A 16,600-nucleotide genomic window follows, 5' to 3' on the forward strand; every position below is an offset into this window, starting at 1 on the left:
CATTTCCTTGTGCATGGATGTGTTAATTTCATTTACAAATATAGTGGTTTTAATAAAAGGAGAAATGTATTTACTTGAATTTATATTATATTAACATATTGGTGCGGCTCTGAAATACACTCTTTGAATTTCTTTTCTTTTACAACGTGGTAAGAGGGTTAGGACATTGGTGCACGGTTCTGCGCCAAACGGTTTTTCAGTCTCAGCCGATTGATTTTTCAATCACAGCCAATCGAATTTTCATTCTGCGGAGATTGATTTTTATTTTGCAAGTAATTGGAATATAATTGTTTATGATGTATGGTTTGTCGAATGGATGGGACTTTTATATCCTATTCTTGAGAGGAATAAAACCGGACAAACAGAAGTGAAAAAACAAAAGCCGGTATTTTTCGGCGAACCTCCAAATACCGGCTTTTTCCTGTTCCGAAAAGATTTATTTCTTAAGATTGGCCTTTTCCAGTCCGTATCCGTATTTCTTGTCTGCGGATTTGAGAAAGAATGCCACCAACAAAGAGAGAATGGCTATACCGGTGAAGATACACATCGGGAGGGTATAGTCGTAAAGATTGGTCGTTTTGCCGTTCACTATTTCCTGCCCCGTGATGCAATAGTTTTCGAGTACGCTGCCGATGAGGGCCGGGATGCCCCATAAACCGATGTTCTGGATGAAGAATATCAGGGCGTATGCCGTACCTAATTGTTTGACAGGAAATATCTTGGCCACGGAAGGCCACATGGCGGACGGGACGAGGGAGAAGGCGATGCCCAGGATAATCATCAGGATGATGGCTACCCAAGAGGCGTGAATGAAAGGAATGGCATAGATGGCATGCACGAAAATGAGCATGGCTGCGCCCAACATCATGATGGAGGCCGCTTTGCCGCGCCGGTCTATCATTCCGCCGAATACGGGGGTTAGGAAGAGGGCGCCCAAAGCGGGAAGGCCCGCAAAAGTACCGGCGATGTCTTCGGATACGTTGTATTTCGTCACCATCAATTCGGTGGCGAATTTCTGGAAGGGGAATACGCAAGAATAGAACAGGACACACAAGAGGGCGATGAGCCAGAATCCCGGATTGCTGACTACGGCCACCACATCCTTGAAAGAGAATTTTTCATCGTCGCCGCAAGAGGTGTCGATTGTCACCTGGCGGTCGAGCTTGCGGTCCATGAAAGTGAAGCACAGGAAAGAAACCAACCCGCCGACGAGCAGGATGGCACCGATGAGCAACGGAGTATCGAGGTGCCAGTTCTTGGCTACGGGGATGGCTACTGCGTATGCCACTTGCGAGCCGACGCGGGCCAAGGCGACCTGTACGCCCATGGCCAAAGCCATTTCCTTGCCGTGGAACCATTTGGCGATGATCTTTGTCACCGTTATGCCGGCCACTTCGGCACCGACACCGAATACGGAATATCCGGCCGAAGCCATGAAAACATCCAGTTTGTAACCGAACAGCATCTCTTCGGTTCCGCCGAAGCGGGTAATGGCAGCGTATTCGCATATCGTGCCGCCTACCATCAGGATGGTGGACAACATACCAGTGAAGCGGATGCCGAATTTGTCCAAAATCAGTCCGCCCCAGATGAGCATGAGCAGGAAGACGTTCAGGAAACTGTAGGCTCCCGTGAAGAAGCCGAACTCACCGCTTGTCCAATGCAGTTCGCCTTCGAGCATGCTTTTGAGCGGAGCCATGATGTCGTTTACATAGTAAGCGGCCATCATGGTGAAAGCCACAACGAAGAGGGCAGACCAACGTGCCCATGCCTTGTCATTTAATTTTTGATTCGAAGTTTGGTTCATGACGTTTATCGTTTAATTTATTTTTTCAACCAACGGTCCAACCAACGGAAGAAAGTACGCTGCCACAAAATGCCGTTTTGGGGTTTCAACACCCAGTGGTTCTCGTCGGGATACAACAGGAGTTCGGCGGGGATACCGCGCATGACGGCGGCACTGAAAGCCGACTGCCCCTGTGAACTGAGGATGCGGTAGTCTTTCTCGCCGTGGATGCAAAGGATGGGCGTGTCCCAACGGTCTACGTAGAGGTGGGGACTGGTGGTGAAGGGATTCACCTTTTGCTGGTCGTCCACCTTTTCCGCGTTGTCTGGGTCGGCACTGATGCCCTTACGCCAAGGACCTGCGCCGAGGTCCCAGTTGGGAAACCACATTTCTTCCGTTTCGTAATATTGCTGTTGCGTGTTGAAAATGCCGTCATGCGCGATGAAGCATTTGAAGCGTTTGTCGTGGTGCCCGGCCAAATAGTACACACTGTATCCTCCGAAGCTGGCACCCACGCATCCCAATCGTTCTTTGTCCACATACGGCTCTTTGCAGATGTCATCGATGGCGCTCAGGTAGTCTTGCATGCACTGGCCGCTGTAGTCGCCGCTGATTTCCTCCAACCACTCCATGCCGAAGCCCGGCAGGCCGCGGCGGTTGGGAGCGATGACAATATAATCGTTGGCAGCCATGATTTGCAGGTTCCAGCGGTAGCTCCAGAACTGACTGACGGGGCTTTGCGGACCTCCTTCGCAAAACAGGAGCACCGGATATTTTTTGGACGGGTCGAAATGAGGCGGGTAAACCACCCAACAGAGTTCCTTCTTGCCGTCAGTGGTAGCGACCCAACGTTCTTTGACTTCACCCATCTTCAGGCGTTCCTGGAAATATCGGTTTTCCCGGGTGAGCTGCCTGACTTCCGCATTTTTCTTCTTTTTAAAGGAAAGGCTGTAGATGTCGTCCGGCGCACTGATGCTGTGGCGGGTGACGATGAGGTTTTTACCGCATAAGGCTAGTCCGGCACCATAGTCGAAATCCCCCGTGGTCAGCGGTCTCACTTCGCCTTTGAGGTTGGTGGAGTGTACCATGCTACGTGCCTGCCATACGCCGGTGAAATAGAACGAGCGGCTGTCGGCTGCCCAACAGAATCCGTCTACTCCGGATTGGAAAGCTTCCGTAACGTAAGTTTTTGCACCCGTCTTCAGGTCCAGGACGCACAGTCGGGTACGGTCGCTTTCGTAACCGTTGCGCGCCATGCTGAGCCATGCCACATATTTCCCGTCGGGAGAATAAGCAGGGTTCGTGTCGTAGCCCACGTTGCAATCCCGTCCCAGATGGTTTATGGCTTGGTGTTCCATGGAACGAGACGGGTCGATTTCAGGCTCTTTATAATCCGCAGGCTTGCATAAGTTCTCGGTTTGTCCGGTGGCCGTATCGTAGCGGTAGATGTCGCTGTCCGTACTGATAGCGTAGTCCCGGCCTGTCTTTTTGCGACAGGTGTACACGATATGACGGCTGTCGGGACTCCAATTGAACTGTTCGCTGCCTCCGAACGGTAACATCGGGCATTCAAACGATTCGCCGTTCAGGAGGTCGATACCGTCACCCGCCCGTCCGTCGCGGACATCCGCCACGAAAATATGGGGTATGGTGGTCACGTAACGGTCCCAATGTTTGTAGTTGAGGTCGGTGATGACCATACCGCTGGCCTGTGGCAGGTCGTCGTATTTTTTCTCGATAGAAGTATAAGTGTCTACAGAATGGACGATGATGACTTTTTTCCCGTCGGGGGAAAACTTGTATCCTTCCACGTCCTTATGGCAGAAACTGACTTGACGGCGTGACGTGCCGTCCAAAGCCATTTCCCATATCTGGCTGCTTCCGCTTTTGCTGCTCAGGAAGGTGATTTTTTGTCCGTCCGGAGTGAAAGCCGGTTCGCTTTCGTTGTCGGCCGTGGTGGTAAGCAGGGTAGGGTTCGTGCCGTCGGCATCCATCAGGTAAAGAACGGTATGGCTCTTGTTCTGTTGTACGCTGTAATAGCTGACGGTGTACACAATCTTTTGGGCATCCGGCGAGACAGCGAAGGTCCCGATTCGTCCCATGGCCCATAGTGCCTCGGGAGTGAGGCGGTCTCCGGTAAGTGTAATCTGGTTTTTCCCGATGATTTGTCCGTCGTTGGCTCCGGATACCGGACTGGCGGATGCCAAGGTAAGGGCTGCGGTCATAACATGAATGAGATTCATAATAGATGTGAGCTAAAAAAATGAATCATTCCGGACGGTTGCGGATAGCCCGGAATGATTCTTAAGGATGTATTATTATTTCTTGTTTTGAGCTTGTTTCTTTTTCTGTTCTTCCAAGATGGCTTGCTGCTGTTTTTGCAGTGCTTCCAACCGTGCGGCCATTCCCGACATCTTTTTGTTAGGGTTGGCTTTATTGGCCTGATAGTTGGCTTCGAGCTTGGCCAACAGCTTCTTGTCATCGGTGGTCTTGCGTAGGAACCACATGATGAGGATGCTGGTCAGACCGGAAAGGAAATAGTAATAGTTCAATCCCGATGAGTAGTTGTTGAACATGAAGAAGAAAGCTACAGGCATGATGTACATCATGTATTGCATGAGCTTCATTTGCTGCGCCTGTTCTCCTGTCATGCTGTTCTGTTGCTGCCGCATGGTAATCCACGTGTTGACGATGTTGGTCAGGCAGAACAACAAGCAGAAAATGCTGAGATGGTCTCCGATAAGCCAGATGGACTTGTCCCAACGTATCACGTCATCGTATGCCGAAAGGTCGGAAGCCCAAAGGAAGCTTTCGCCACGCAATTCGATGGCATTCGGAACGAAGTTGAACAGGGCAATCCAGATAGGCATCTGTAACAGCATCGGCAAGCATCCGCCCATCGGGCTGACCCCGTACTGGCTATAAAGCTGCATGGTTTCCTGCTGCTTCTTCATGGCGTCTTCCGGTTTCGGATATTTGGCGTTAAGCTCGTCAATCTTCGGTTTCAGCACACGCATCTTGGCAGAAGACAAGTAAGACTTGCGTGTGGTGGGGTAGACCAATACTTTCACCAATATTGTGAGCAACAGGAGGACAATCCCCATCGAAAGCCCCAGACTGCTCAACCAATCGAAAATGTAGATGATGAAGAAACGGTTGATCCACTTGAAGAGCGGCCAACCCAGATAAACAAGGTCTTCCAATTCCAAGTCTTTGTCACTGGCACTGAGCTTGTTTGTGTGTTGCAACAGATGGTAATTGTTCGGAGCGAACAGCATCTGCATTTGAGTGGGGGTCTTTCCGTTGGGATCGAAGAACGTTTTCATGTCGGCCTCGTAATCTTTCAGGTAACCGCTGGCTTTTTGCTGCGGCGTGCTGCTGAGGTGGGCTTCCGTGAAATCCTGATGTGCTATCAGTACACAACTGAAAAACTGGTTCTTGAAAGCGACCCAGTCCAAGGGCTCTGCAATCTTTTCGGATTCGGCACTGGTTTCACTCAGATAATCCGTTCCCTCGTTCTTTATTTTATACGTCAGGGAAGAATAACGGCTTTCGAAATCGAAGCCTTTTTCTTGTTGGCGTGCCATTTCATTCCATGCGATGTCCAACGTTTTCATGGACGGTGCGAAGAAATTGCCCAAGCCGTTGGCCCGGATGGTAAAGTCGACCATGTAGGAATGGGGCAGCAACGTGTAATCGAAATCCAACGTACCTCCAGTGGAAGCCTGTAGACGCATGGTGAGGGTCGTGTCGCTGACGTTGATGGGGGTGAAGAAGAAGTCGCCGGAGTTGATGTTCTCCATCTTACCGCCTAACATGAATTGCATGCGTGCGTCTTTCTCGTCGAACAGTGTCACCGGACCGCCCTGTTGGTTCTTATATTCTTTGAGTTCAACTTTTTGGACGGTGCCCCCGCGTGTATTGAACGTTAACTTAATCAGTTCGTTTTCCAATACGACATCCTGTGCTTCCCCCCTCCTGTGAGCGTAAAACAATGACGTCGTGTCTAAAGCTACTTGTGCCTGATGCGCGATTTCTGCCTTTTCTTTGGCTTCTTGCGCCATCTGCGCTTTTTGTTGAGCCACGGTAGCGATAGAGTCCTGTCGGCGTTGGGCTTCCATTTCCGCTTCGCTCGGGCGACTGAAATAACTGAATCCGATAAGTACTGCCGCAATGAGGATAAATCCTGTAAGCGTGTTTTTGTCCATATTCTTATTTATTTGTCTTTAGATTGCTTTTGGGTGCTCAATGAATTCTCAATGGCTGCCTTTACGAATGAAAGGAACAAGGGATGCGGTTTGAGTACCGTACTGCTGTATTCCGGATGGAATTGTGTACCGATGTACCATTTCAATGCCGGGATTTCCACAATCTCCACCAAATTGCTGTCGGGGTTGGTGCCTACGCATTGCATGCCGGCTTTTTCATACTCCTTAATATATTGGTTGTTGAATTCGTAGCGGTGACGGTGGCGTTCGGAAATCTGCTTTTGTCCGTATGCTTCAAAAGTCTTACTGCCCTCACGTACATCACATTCGTAGGCTCCCAGACGCATCGTACCTCCCATTTGGGTGATATTTTTCTGTTCTTCCATGATGTCGATGACATTGTGCGGAGTCTTTTCGTCCATTTCGCGGCTATTGGCATCCACATATCCTAATACGTTACGTGCAAATTCAATAACCATCATTTGCATGCCGAGACAGATGCCGAATGTCGGAATATCGTGGGTGCGGGTGTATTCGGCGGCAACGATTTTGCCTTCGGTGCCTCGTTGTCCGAATCCGGGACAGATAACTACTCCCGCCATACCTTTCAGTTGTTCTGCCACGTTTTCACGGGTCAGTTTTTCGCTATTGACGAAATGCGTCTTGACTTTATAGTCATTGTAGGTTCCGGCATGTGCGAGTGATTCTAAAATGCTCTTATATGCGTCTTGCAAATCATATTTGCCAACCAGGGCGATGTGGACAATTTCCGTAGCCTTGTTGCGGCGGTCAAGGAAAGAGCGCCATGGGCCGAGTTGAGGAGTTTCACCTACCGGCATATTCATCTTGCGTAAAATAATGGCATCGAGCTTCTGGGCTTGCATGCTCAGAGGAACTTCATAGATGGACGGCATGTCCAGGCTTTGAATGACGGCTTCTTCGTCCACATTGCAGAAATGAGCCACTTTCTTGCGGATGTCCGCATTCAGTTCATGTTCCGTACGAAGTACCAAAATGTCCGGTTGTATACCTAAACTTTGCAACTGCTTGACCGATGTTTGGGTCGGCTTGGTCTTCAACTCTTTTGCAGCCGCCAGATAAGGGACGTAGGTCAGATGCAGGTTGATGGCATCTTTGCCCAATTCCCAACGTAATTGGCGGATGGCCTCCAGGAAAGGCAGGGATTCGATGTCACCTACTGTTCCCCCGATTTCGGTAATTACGAAATCAAACTTGTATTTTTTACCCATCAATTTGATGTTCCGTTTGATTTCGTCCGTGATATGAGGTACGACCTGGATGGTTTTACCCAAATAGTCCCCTCTGCGTTCTTTTTCGATAACGCTTTGGTATATCCGGCCAGTAGTTATATTATTGGCACGGGTCGTCTGGATTCCGGTGAAACGTTCGTAATGTCCTAAATCCAAATCCGTTTCCTGACCGTCTACGGTAACATAACATTCGCCGTGTTCGTAGGGATTGAGCGTACCCGGGTCGATGTTGATATAGGGGTCGAATTTTTGAATGGTAATGTTGTATCCACGAGCTTGCAACAATTTACCCACAGATGAGGATATAATGCCTTTGCCTAATGATGAGGCTACTCCGCCAGTAACGAAGATATACTTTGTTTCTCCCACAATGTTATAATTTTTGGATTAGAATTCAATTATAATACAACTATTAAGTTGCAAAATTACAAAAAAACTTTGAGTTCCGTGGGACTTTTCCTTTAAAAAAGATATATCTTTGTGTTGACAAAAGGAAACGTGGATGCGAATAAGGTTCTTTTTTATCTTTATAGTTGGAGGATGTATATGGAGTACGATGGTCGGGGCGCGGATAAAACGTGGGAACATGGTGGACACGTTGGCCATGAATGCCATTGTGGATAAATATACAGCCATGTTGAACACTCTTGTCATGGTGACGGATAGTCTGCAACCGGATTCAAACGTAAGATATACTCCATATTATTTCCGTTTGTTTGCACCGGGGACACTTTATAATGCACCCTTAAAGCAGGAGTTCGGCATAACATGGGAACCCTCTCTTCCGGGGCGTGAGAAAGACGTGCCTGCTTTATTGGACGATAAAGATGCGGGCCAGTTGATATTGGAGGAGGAGAACCGGATGTTGATGTATACATATGTAAATTCTCCTTGGCTGATACGAATCACGGAAAGCGATTTGGTTAAAGCCGGTGGTTTGCAGAAAGAAGTCTTGCCGGAACTTCCTCCAGTGTCCCATTTGGTGGAAAATGAAATCAATGTGGACTTCACACAAGATGTGGACACCGTGCGTTTGGCAGTACGTCGTCCGAACTTTTGGAAATTCAAAGGAGATTATTCGTTTCAGTTCACCCAAAATTATTATTCCGAGAATTGGTATCAAGGTGGCGATAACAATTATACGATGTTGGCTTTGGCAACCATGGAGGCAAACTTCAATAACAAACAAAAAATACAATGGGACAACAAGCTTGAGATGCGTTTGGGATTCCAGACTTCAAAAACGGACGAGAAGCATAAACTCAAGACTAATGATGACTTGTTGCGCTTGACCACTAAAATAGGATACAAGGCTACCAAACATTGGTTTTATACCTTGCAGGTCCAGGCATATACTCAGTTTTATCCGAGTTTCAAGGCAAATAGCGATGAGGTCTCTTCCGATTTCCTTTCTCCGTTCAACTTGGTCGTTTCTTTAGGTATGGATTATAAATTGGAATTGAAACGCTTTAAGGGTTCTGCCAACTTGTCTCCCGTAGCTTATAACTTTCGTTCGGTAGAGCGCAGGTCGTTATTCGGTAATTTTGGATTGGAGTCGGGACGAAGCATGTACAATAATTTCGGTCCGAATATTACGGTGAATTATAGTTGGGAAATATGGAAAAACGTCAAGTGGGATGCCCGTATATATTGGTTCAGCAACTTGGAGCAGACTGATATTGAATGGGAAAACACGTTTACTTTCACGATAAACAGGTTCTTGAACTCCAAACTGTTTCTCTATCCTCGTATAGATGACAGTTCGGAGAATTATCGAAATGAGGATAAAAAGTTTTCTTATCTCATGTTCAAAGAATGGTTCAGCTTGGGGGTCAACTACTCGTTTTAATAGAGCCTTTGCCTATAACGACTTGTTAATACTTTCAATATAGTTCAGGAGTTCCGTACGTCCCGTTTTGTTTTCGGATGAGGTTATGAAATAAGGGGGCAGTTCTTCCCATTGTTCCTTTAAGGTTTTAAGATAAATGTCAATATTGGCTTTGAGTTTAGTCGGCTTGGACTTGTCGGCTTTCGTAAAAACAATACTGAACGGGATTCCGTTTTCTCCAAGCCATTCAATGAATTCCATGTCTATTTTTTGAGGCTCGTGCCGTGAATCAACGAGTACGAATAAATTGGTCATCTGTTCTCTGCGCAGTATATAAGAAGAGATGATTTGCTGCAACTTTTCTTGTTCTTTTTTGCTTATTTTGGCATAACCGTATCCTGGAAGGTCTACCAGATACCATTCTTTGTTGATTAAAAAATGATTGATAAGCAATGTCTTACCCGGTGTGGAAGAGGTCTTTGCCAACTTTTTATTATTGGCCAGCATGTTAATCAAACTGGATTTGCCCACATTCGAACGGCCAATGAAAGCGTATTCAGGAGCATGGGTAGAAGGACATTTCCCGACCGAAGAGTTGCTGATGACGAATTCTGCTGATTTGATTTCCATGTCAGTTTGTATTTTTTTTGTTGGCAAATATACGCTTTTTATTTGGCTTTTGGTTATCTTTGCACAAATTTATGTATTTTGATTGTAGATGAATCAACAATATCCTTCAGTATTATTAGAAAAGGCCGTAAATGAATTTGCGAAGTTGCCGGGGATAGGTTCGAAGACTGCCATGCGGTTGGTTCTACACCTGTTGAGGCAAGATGTACAGGCAGTTGAGAGTTTCGGACAGTCGTTGATTACGTTGAAGCATGATGTGAAATATTGTTCTATATGTCATAATATCTCGGATACGGACGTTTGTGAAATCTGTTCGGATATGCAACGCGACCATTCCACGATATGCGTGGTGGAAAATATTCAGGACGTGATGGCTATAGAGAATACACATCAGTACAAGGGTGTTTATCATGTGCTTGGCGGAGTGATATCCCCGATGGACGGGGTGGGACCTTCTGACCTTCAGATGCAAACTCTAGTGGAACGCGTGGAAGACGGGGGGGTACGAGAGGTGATATTGGCTCTTAGTCCGACAATGGAGGGAGATACGACCAATTTTTATATTTACAGAAAATTGGAGAATGTAGCTGCACGTATCAGCGTGATTGCACGTGGGGTTGCGCAAAATGATGAACTGCAATATACGGATGAAGTAACGTTGGGACGTTCTATTGTGAACCGCGTAGTCTTTACGGGACAAATGTAGGAGAACAGAGAGATGGAGAATATTATTATGATGGAGAATATTATTATAAAGAAACTCCGGTTGGAGTTTTGTTTTATTTTTATATGGGCGGCCGTACTTATAGGGCTGTTTGAGTGGGACGTTTGGACTGCCGGATGGGCTGTAGGAAATGAACTGGCAGATTACTATATCAATCTGACGGGAATCATCATGGTTATCGTATTGGTGCCTATGGCTCTGAAAATGATGTCGTTTAGAGTGGTGAAATCTTCTTATTCCGTAGGCTCTCCGCAACGGTCCGGTTTGAAATATAAAAGATGGAGTGAAGTTCGTATGGCTATGTTAGCTGTCACGGGATGGACGAACATCGTATTTTATTATTTGACATTGGACTCGACCGGTTCTATTTGTGCGCTTATTGCAGCTTTGGCTTTATGTTTTTGTTGGCCTTCCCGTGAAAAGTTTGAGAATGAAACGGGGTTGGAATTGAATCATGACGGTGGTGTAAAGACAGAAAACCAAAGAAAGGCATGAAACTTTCAATCGTAATCGTCAGCTACAATGTGAAGTATTACTTGGAGCAGTGCTTGTGCTCTGTGGCACGGGCATGCTATGGACTGGATGCTGAAATCTGGGTGGTAGATAATGCTTCTTCCGACGGGTCGGTGGAATATATACGTTCTCGTTTTCCGGATGTCCATTTTATAGAGAATCAGGAAAATGTAGGTTTTTCCCGTGCGAATAACATGGCTATAAGGCAAGCGACGGGCGATTATATTTTATTGCTTAATCCGGATACAGTGGTAGGAGAAAACACATTGTCCGGATGTTTGCAGTTTATGGATGCTCATCCGGAGGCCGGTGCTACGGGGGTCGCTATGTTGAAGGATGACGGTGGTTTTGCTTGGGAATCTCGTCGGGGGCTACCTACTCCTTTTACGTCTTTTTGCAAAATGACCGGTTTGTGTGCGTTGTTTCCTCATTCGCGACGTTTGGGACGTTATTACATGAGGTATTTGGATAAGAACAAGACCAATCAGATTGATGTCATCTCAGGTGCTTTTTGCATGGTGCGCCGTTCTGCACTTGATAAAACCGGACTTTTGGATGAGGACTTTTTCATGTATGGAGAAGATATCGATCTTTCTTATCGTTTGTTGCAATGTGGCTATAAGAATTATTATCAACCATTGAGGATCCTGCACTATAAGGGAGAAAGTACGCATAAAAGCTCTTTCCGTTACGTGCATGTTTTTTATAAGGCTATGCTTATCTTTTTTGATAAACATTATCGTCGTTCGAATCGTTGGTTGACACCTTTCATCCAATTGGCTGTTATTGTCCGGGGAATCTTGGATTTGTGTATGCACCAGAAAGAGCGTTTGTTCGGATGGGCAGGAACAGGACGAGACCGCGAGGCTGACAAATCATATTTGTTTTTGGGACGTCCGGAAGCTGTAGAGTCGTTATGCAGATTGGGGCTTGAAAACAACTTGAAAATAGATTTTGTGGTAGCGGATGAATCGAACAAGCCGGACGGCCATCTTGACCCGTCTCTTTCGGTGAAGGCCTATGATTATGTCATATATGATACCGGGGCATATAGTTATGAGAAAATGCTATACCTGTTGTCTCTCGGGGCAGGACATACCCGGATACGGATAGCGACTTACTCTATGGATACATCTAAGTTGATAACGATGAATAACGTATATTAAAAAACGAAATACGATGATGTTTGCAGTAGATAATATACGGTTGCGTGCACTTGAACCGGAAGATTTGGAGTGGTTATATAGTATTGAAAATGATGAAGAGTTGTGGCAATGGGGGAGTTCGAATGTTCCCTATTCCCGTTATTCCTTAAAAACATATATAGCAGAGTCACGCCACGACATTTATGCCGATGGACAATTGCGTTTGGTTATAGAGACAGAGGATGAGCATTTGGTTTTAGGCTGTGTGGATTTGATGGATTTTTCTCCTCGGCATTTACGTGCGGAGATAGGAATCTTGTTATTTCCGGAGTATAGGGGGCGGGGAGTTGCAACCAAGGTATTGGGGATGCTTGTTTCTTATGCTCGCGAACATTTGTATATGCACCAACTTTATGCTATAGTTTCCCAAAAGAATATGAAAGCGCAACATTTGTTTGAGAGGTTCGGTTTCAAACGTGTATCTCTGTTAGCGGATTGGCTAAGGGACAAAGAAGAAGATTACGTATCAGCCTATGTCTATAGTTTCCGGTTGTAGTTTTCGTTTCGGCAAGAGCTTTAGTTTCAAAAAGTAGGTTTAGTATTTGAAAAAAGTTCGGAAGCTATTTGGCAAATTGAGATAAAGTTTTTACCTTTGCACTCGCAATCAGGAAATCGCCTGATTCCTCTTTTAAAGGTGCGTTAGTTCAGTTGGTTAGAATACATGCCTGTCACGCATGGGGTCACGGGTTCGAGTCCCGTACGCACCGCAATAATATTTCAAAGCCCTTGAAAGTCAATCACTTTCAAGGGCTTTTTTCTTGAGGTCTCAATCGGGAGACCAATCTGATAACAAAATCCAGGACGAGTTCAAGGATATCTATTGGATTTTAATCCAAGAACACCCGGAACTTACTGCAAGGGGATTTGTCGGTGTGGTTCATGGATGAATACCATAAACTACTTTCAGGGGACGTCCTGATGGGTGGTTAAAGCAAATCCTTAAATATAAGGAACCGAAAGCCAAAGCTAAGAAACAGGATAAAGATGAAAGCCGGAAGAACCGGGCAGAGGATAATCTGGATAATGTTGGTTGTTAAAGACGGCGGGCTGCTTCCATTATTTTACAAACTTGCGCACATTGTATTCTATCAGATATATGGCAATTTTCATCCCCAAATAGATACCGCAGGCAAGAGGTACGGTAAATGTAATGAAAGGGTTACCTACCGGATAACCAAACAACGCATAAATGACTGAGAGGATAACAAGTGCTTTTTCAAAGTAATAATAAAACCATAAGAAAGGTGTCAGACAAAGTTTGTCATGCCATTTATACAACAATAGTCTGTGACTTTTTTTCTGCAAATATGAACCGGATAAGAGTACAATGCACATTAGCGCAATGATTGTTCCACTGAACCATGTGCCTGTAATTGTTTCTGTAAACTGGATTTTCAATATCAGTAACAGGCAGATGGCTATATTGGAGGCTTCGTTCAATAAATAAATCTTTGTCTGCATATATGTACTACTTAATGTTATGATTCGTTTTAAAAATACGTATGCGGTTAAATTTATAAAGATACAAACTATTTCTTATAGAGCCAAAATTCAGAGGCAAAGTCAAGCATGAAGTGCGTTCTTCCCCCAGGAAGTTTGCAAAAGGGTATTCATCCTTTATTCTGTGAAGTGCTATATAATAGTATGTTAATGTGTGTTTTGAAGGATGAATGATATTTTTTGAAAAACTCAGGGGGAAGGAATACGCGAAAGAGAAGAATAATACAGGGAAGCCCGTCTTAAAATAAAAGAGACCGGACTCAAAAGTATATTTTGAGCCGGTCTCTTCCTCCAGCATCATTCAGGAACATTGAATGAAGTCAGGGACTCCTCAATCCACCATTGGAAATTCAATGGTTTCACTAACTTCGTTCCAGTTTTCGATTGTGAAGTCCCCGGTACTACCCCCAGATAAAATATCTCCTATCACGATGTTAAGGGTTAGACGCGTGTTTGCTGATAAAGTTGAATTCAGGTTACGTGACAGCTTGTGTACGCTGCCATCTTTCAACGTGATGAGTAATTCCAACGGAGGAGTTTCTGAGGATGGGAATACCATTACAGTAGCATTACTCATTTCCGTTCCGTCTTCCGAACGTTTCAGGTCAAATTTAATCGTCTTTGTCATGTCGGATGCTTCTGCTGTATAGAAGTTGATTTGGTTTGCGATATTTCCGATACGCACCTGCATGTTTGTAATGTTCGAACTGAAGATACCATTGTTTTTCTTCTTGACAATGACTTTCATACCGGCGATGACACGTTTAAGCGATGCTTTTAAGTCTTCTTCTCCTACTTTAGCCTCTTTCACAGCATATACGAGGTCATATACAGGGCGGTAAGTCCCGTCATTGTTGCTCCATAAACTGAAGTAAAGAGAGGATAAGTCTACGCCAATGCTGAAGCCTGGTGTATGGATAGCCGGAGTGTCATAAATAGGTTCCTCATATTTAGGAGTACCCCAGTATACCATGTTATATGTATTCATAGGCAAGTGGAGTTCCCGATTATGTTCACCTTCAAGGATATGCCCGTCTATGATATGGTAGTAGCCATAGAATGGTGTAAGATTGCCATTGACATAGTTTCCGAAATAGGTAGAAGTTCCTGAAATACAGGGGTAAATTTCGATGACGCCAGTCAGTGGGCTTTGATTAAGGGATTCATCAGCGACCGTGGCACTGATTCTTGGGGTTATCATCCTGGTTTCATTGAGAATTTTGTTGTGGTCATCGGATGAACATGATGCAGCCAGAACAAGGAGGCTTAATGCTCCCATCATAACATAATTTTTCATAACCATGTTTTTTTAGAGTGAATAAATAAAGATTGGAAACAGAGGAAATTTGGGGATTAGATTTAAATACACTTCATAAAAGAGGAGTATACCAATAGGGCGGTAAAGTGAATTATGGCCTTATGGAAAAATAATCGGTTGTAAAAAACTTATTTCTTTAATCTTAAGTTGTAAAGATAGGTATTTAAGAGGTATAATCCAAGTTAAAAACAGCCAATCTATATTTCTAAAACATAATGGAGCTATTTATACCTTGAGCAAACAGAAGAATTTGCATTCTAATTATATTCTAATTTTGTCTAAGTCCTTTATAATGTTTTTCACCTGTTATTCTGGTTGGAAGATTCTATTTTTGCACAAAAATTGAAAAGTAGCATGAAGGGATTACTGATTATCGGCTTGGCTTTTATTGTCTGTGATGCTTTGTATGCCGAGGAAGGCATGCCGGGGCTTTCGTTGCGGGAAGCGGAAAAGTGCTTTCTGGAACATAATGTGCAGTTGACGGCTCAGAGATATAATGTAGACCGGGCACATGCACAGGTGGTGCAAGCCCGTTTGTTCGACAATCCGGTCATTTCGTTGGAGCAGAATGTATATAACCGCTTGAACGGGAAATATTTTGATGTGGGCAAGGAGGGAGAAGCTGCGATAGAGATAGAGCAGGAGATTCCGATAGCGAGGCAGCGTAGTAAACGTATCAAGTTGGGGGAAATCAACCGTGAAGCGGCCGAATACCGTTTTGAAGAAGTGTTGCGTACCTTGCGGAGCGAATTGTACCGGAGTTTTGTGGATACGTATTACCAGTCACGTTCCATCAGGGTGTACGATCGTGAAATAACTTCGGTAGGCAAGCTCTTGCAAGCGGTAAGGGAGCAGGAGGGAAAAGGAAACATGTCCCGGATGGAAGTGTCGCGCCTGGAACTGTTTCTTTTGTCTTTGCGGAAAGAACGGCAGGACGCAGAACAGAAATTGGTGGAGATGAGAGGGCGGTTGAATTTGTTGTTGGGTGCTCCGGTCGGACAAGACCGGGAACTGGTATTGGACGAGAGCATATTGGAAAAGGTAGACCTGTCCGCTGTTTCGTTTACCGATTTGGGCACGATGTTGGATTCGCGTCCGGATGTGCGTGCGGCCCGTGCCGGAGTGCGTGCGGCAGAAGCGAATGTGAAATTGCAACGGGCGATGGCAGCTCCCGAGTTTTCGGTGAGAGGGATGTACGACCGTGCCGGAAATTTCATCAACGACTATTTTGCCATTGGTGTCACATGCTCCGTGCCGATTTTCAACCGTAACCAAGGAGAAATCAAATCGGCCAAACTGGAATTACTTCAACAAGGCAAAGAGGAGGAGTATGCTGTGGATAAGGCGGAAATGGAACTTTATTCGGCCTGCCATCAATTACGGAAGGCCGTAGAGCTTTACCGGGCATTCGACGGCCGCATGGAACAGGATTTCGAGCAACTCATGGAGGGCGTCAACGAAAACTTTTACGAGCGCAACATCAATATGTTGGAATTTATCGATTATTATCAGAGTTATAAAGAAGCTTGCCTGCAATGCTATGCGTTGCGGCGGGATGTGTTCGGGGCAATGGAGAACCTGAACACGGTTGTAGGACGTACGATATTTAAACTTTGA

13 protein-coding genes and 1 tRNA gene are annotated in these 16,600 nt (G+C 45.4%); 7 read left to right on the top strand and 7 right to left on the bottom strand.

The window, feature by feature from the left end; translation table 11 throughout:
• Positions 1 to 436: 436 nt before the first annotated feature.
• The 4 genes from HMPREF9442_RS05425 to pyrG all read right to left on the bottom strand — a co-directional run bounded on the left by HMPREF9442_RS05425 (position 437) and on the right by pyrG (position 7,634).
• On the bottom strand, positions 437 to 1,807 hold the full coding sequence (locus tag HMPREF9442_RS05425) for an MFS transporter (RefSeq protein WP_008626215.1): 1,371 nt from the start codon (positions 1,805 to 1,807) through the stop codon (positions 437 to 439).
• Between the two features lie 17 nt (positions 1,808 to 1,824).
• Positions 1,825 to 4,029, bottom strand: a complete 2,205-nt coding sequence (gene dpp5, locus HMPREF9442_RS05430) for a dipeptidyl-peptidase Dpp5 (RefSeq protein ID WP_008626216.1) — start codon at positions 4,027 to 4,029, stop codon at positions 1,825 to 1,827.
• 75 nt (positions 4,030 to 4,104) lie between these two features.
• The gene (gene yidC / locus HMPREF9442_RS05435; RefSeq protein ID WP_008626218.1) at positions 4,105 to 5,994 is read right to left on the bottom strand and encodes a membrane protein insertase YidC; all 1,890 of its coding nucleotides are present in this window, start codon (positions 5,992 to 5,994) and stop codon (positions 4,105 to 4,107) included.
• Positions 5,995 to 6,002: 8 nt separating this feature from the next.
• The gene (gene pyrG, locus HMPREF9442_RS05440; RefSeq protein WP_008626221.1) at positions 6,003 to 7,634 is read right to left on the bottom strand and encodes a CTP synthase; all 1,632 of its coding nucleotides are present in this window, start codon (positions 7,632 to 7,634) and stop codon (positions 6,003 to 6,005) included.
• A 217-nt stretch (positions 7,635 to 7,851) separates the two neighbouring features.
• On the opposite strand from pyrG, the gene HMPREF9442_RS05445 reads away from it, so the two are divergent.
• The gene (locus HMPREF9442_RS05445; RefSeq protein ID WP_253271033.1) at positions 7,852 to 9,114 is read left to right on the top strand and encodes a DUF3078 domain-containing protein; all 1,263 of its coding nucleotides are present in this window, start codon (positions 7,852 to 7,854) and stop codon (positions 9,112 to 9,114) included.
• A 12-nt stretch (positions 9,115 to 9,126) separates the two neighbouring features.
• Here the strand turns inward: HMPREF9442_RS05445 and yihA are convergent, their stop codons facing one another.
• Positions 9,127 to 9,723 carry a ribosome biogenesis GTP-binding protein YihA/YsxC gene (gene yihA, locus HMPREF9442_RS05450; RefSeq protein ID WP_040602675.1) on the bottom strand — a complete coding sequence of 199 codons (597 nt, stop codon included), beginning with the start codon at positions 9,721 to 9,723 and terminating at the stop codon, positions 9,127 to 9,129.
• Positions 9,724 to 9,811: 88 nt separating this feature from the next.
• Between yihA and recR the strand changes: the two genes are divergently transcribed.
• The 5 genes from recR (at position 9,812) to HMPREF9442_RS05475 (ending at position 12,872) form a co-directional block, all read left to right on the top strand.
• Positions 9,812 to 10,429, top strand: a complete 618-nt coding sequence (recR, locus tag HMPREF9442_RS05455; protein WP_008626230.1) for a recombination mediator RecR — start codon at positions 9,812 to 9,814, stop codon at positions 10,427 to 10,429.
• Between the two features lie 12 nt (positions 10,430 to 10,441).
• On the top strand, positions 10,442 to 10,942 hold the full coding sequence (locus tag HMPREF9442_RS05460) for a hypothetical protein (RefSeq protein ID WP_008626232.1): 501 nt from the start codon (positions 10,442 to 10,444) through the stop codon (positions 10,940 to 10,942).
• The gene (locus tag HMPREF9442_RS05465) at positions 10,939 to 12,126 is read left to right on the top strand and encodes a glycosyltransferase family 2 protein (RefSeq protein ID WP_008626233.1); all 1,188 of its coding nucleotides are present in this window, start codon (positions 10,939 to 10,941) and stop codon (positions 12,124 to 12,126) included. The genes HMPREF9442_RS05460 and HMPREF9442_RS05465 overlap by 4 nt, the downstream gene beginning before the upstream one ends.
• A gap of 13 nt (positions 12,127 to 12,139) precedes the next feature.
• Positions 12,140 to 12,661 carry a GNAT family N-acetyltransferase gene (locus HMPREF9442_RS05470; RefSeq protein WP_008626235.1) on the top strand — a complete coding sequence of 174 codons (522 nt, stop codon included), beginning with the start codon at positions 12,140 to 12,142 and terminating at the stop codon, positions 12,659 to 12,661.
• Positions 12,662 to 12,798: 137 nt separating this feature from the next.
• Positions 12,799 to 12,872 (top strand) — tRNA-Asp (locus HMPREF9442_RS05475).
• Positions 12,873 to 13,221: 349 nt separating this feature from the next.
• Here the strand turns inward: HMPREF9442_RS05475 and HMPREF9442_RS05480 are convergent.
• Positions 13,222 to 13,626, bottom strand: coding sequence for a hypothetical protein (locus tag HMPREF9442_RS05480; protein WP_008626238.1), 405 nt, complete (start codon positions 13,624 to 13,626; stop codon positions 13,222 to 13,224).
• Positions 13,627 to 13,996: 370 nt separating this feature from the next.
• Positions 13,997 to 14,968 (bottom strand): FimB/Mfa2 family fimbrial subunit, encoded by a 972-nt coding sequence (locus tag HMPREF9442_RS05485; protein ID WP_008626241.1) that lies wholly within the window; start codon positions 14,966 to 14,968, stop codon positions 13,997 to 13,999.
• Positions 14,969 to 15,337: 369 nt separating this feature from the next.
• Here HMPREF9442_RS05485 and HMPREF9442_RS05490 point away from each other — a divergent pair, with 369 nt between their 5' ends.
• A complete protein-coding gene (locus HMPREF9442_RS05490; RefSeq protein ID WP_008626243.1) occupies positions 15,338 to 16,600 on the top strand; it encodes a TolC family protein in 1,263 nt (420 codons plus the stop codon).

The sequence above is a fragment of the Paraprevotella xylaniphila YIT 11841 genome, assembly GCF_000205165.1.
GTDB lineage: Bacteria > Bacteroidota > Bacteroidia > Bacteroidales > Bacteroidaceae > Paraprevotella > Paraprevotella xylaniphila.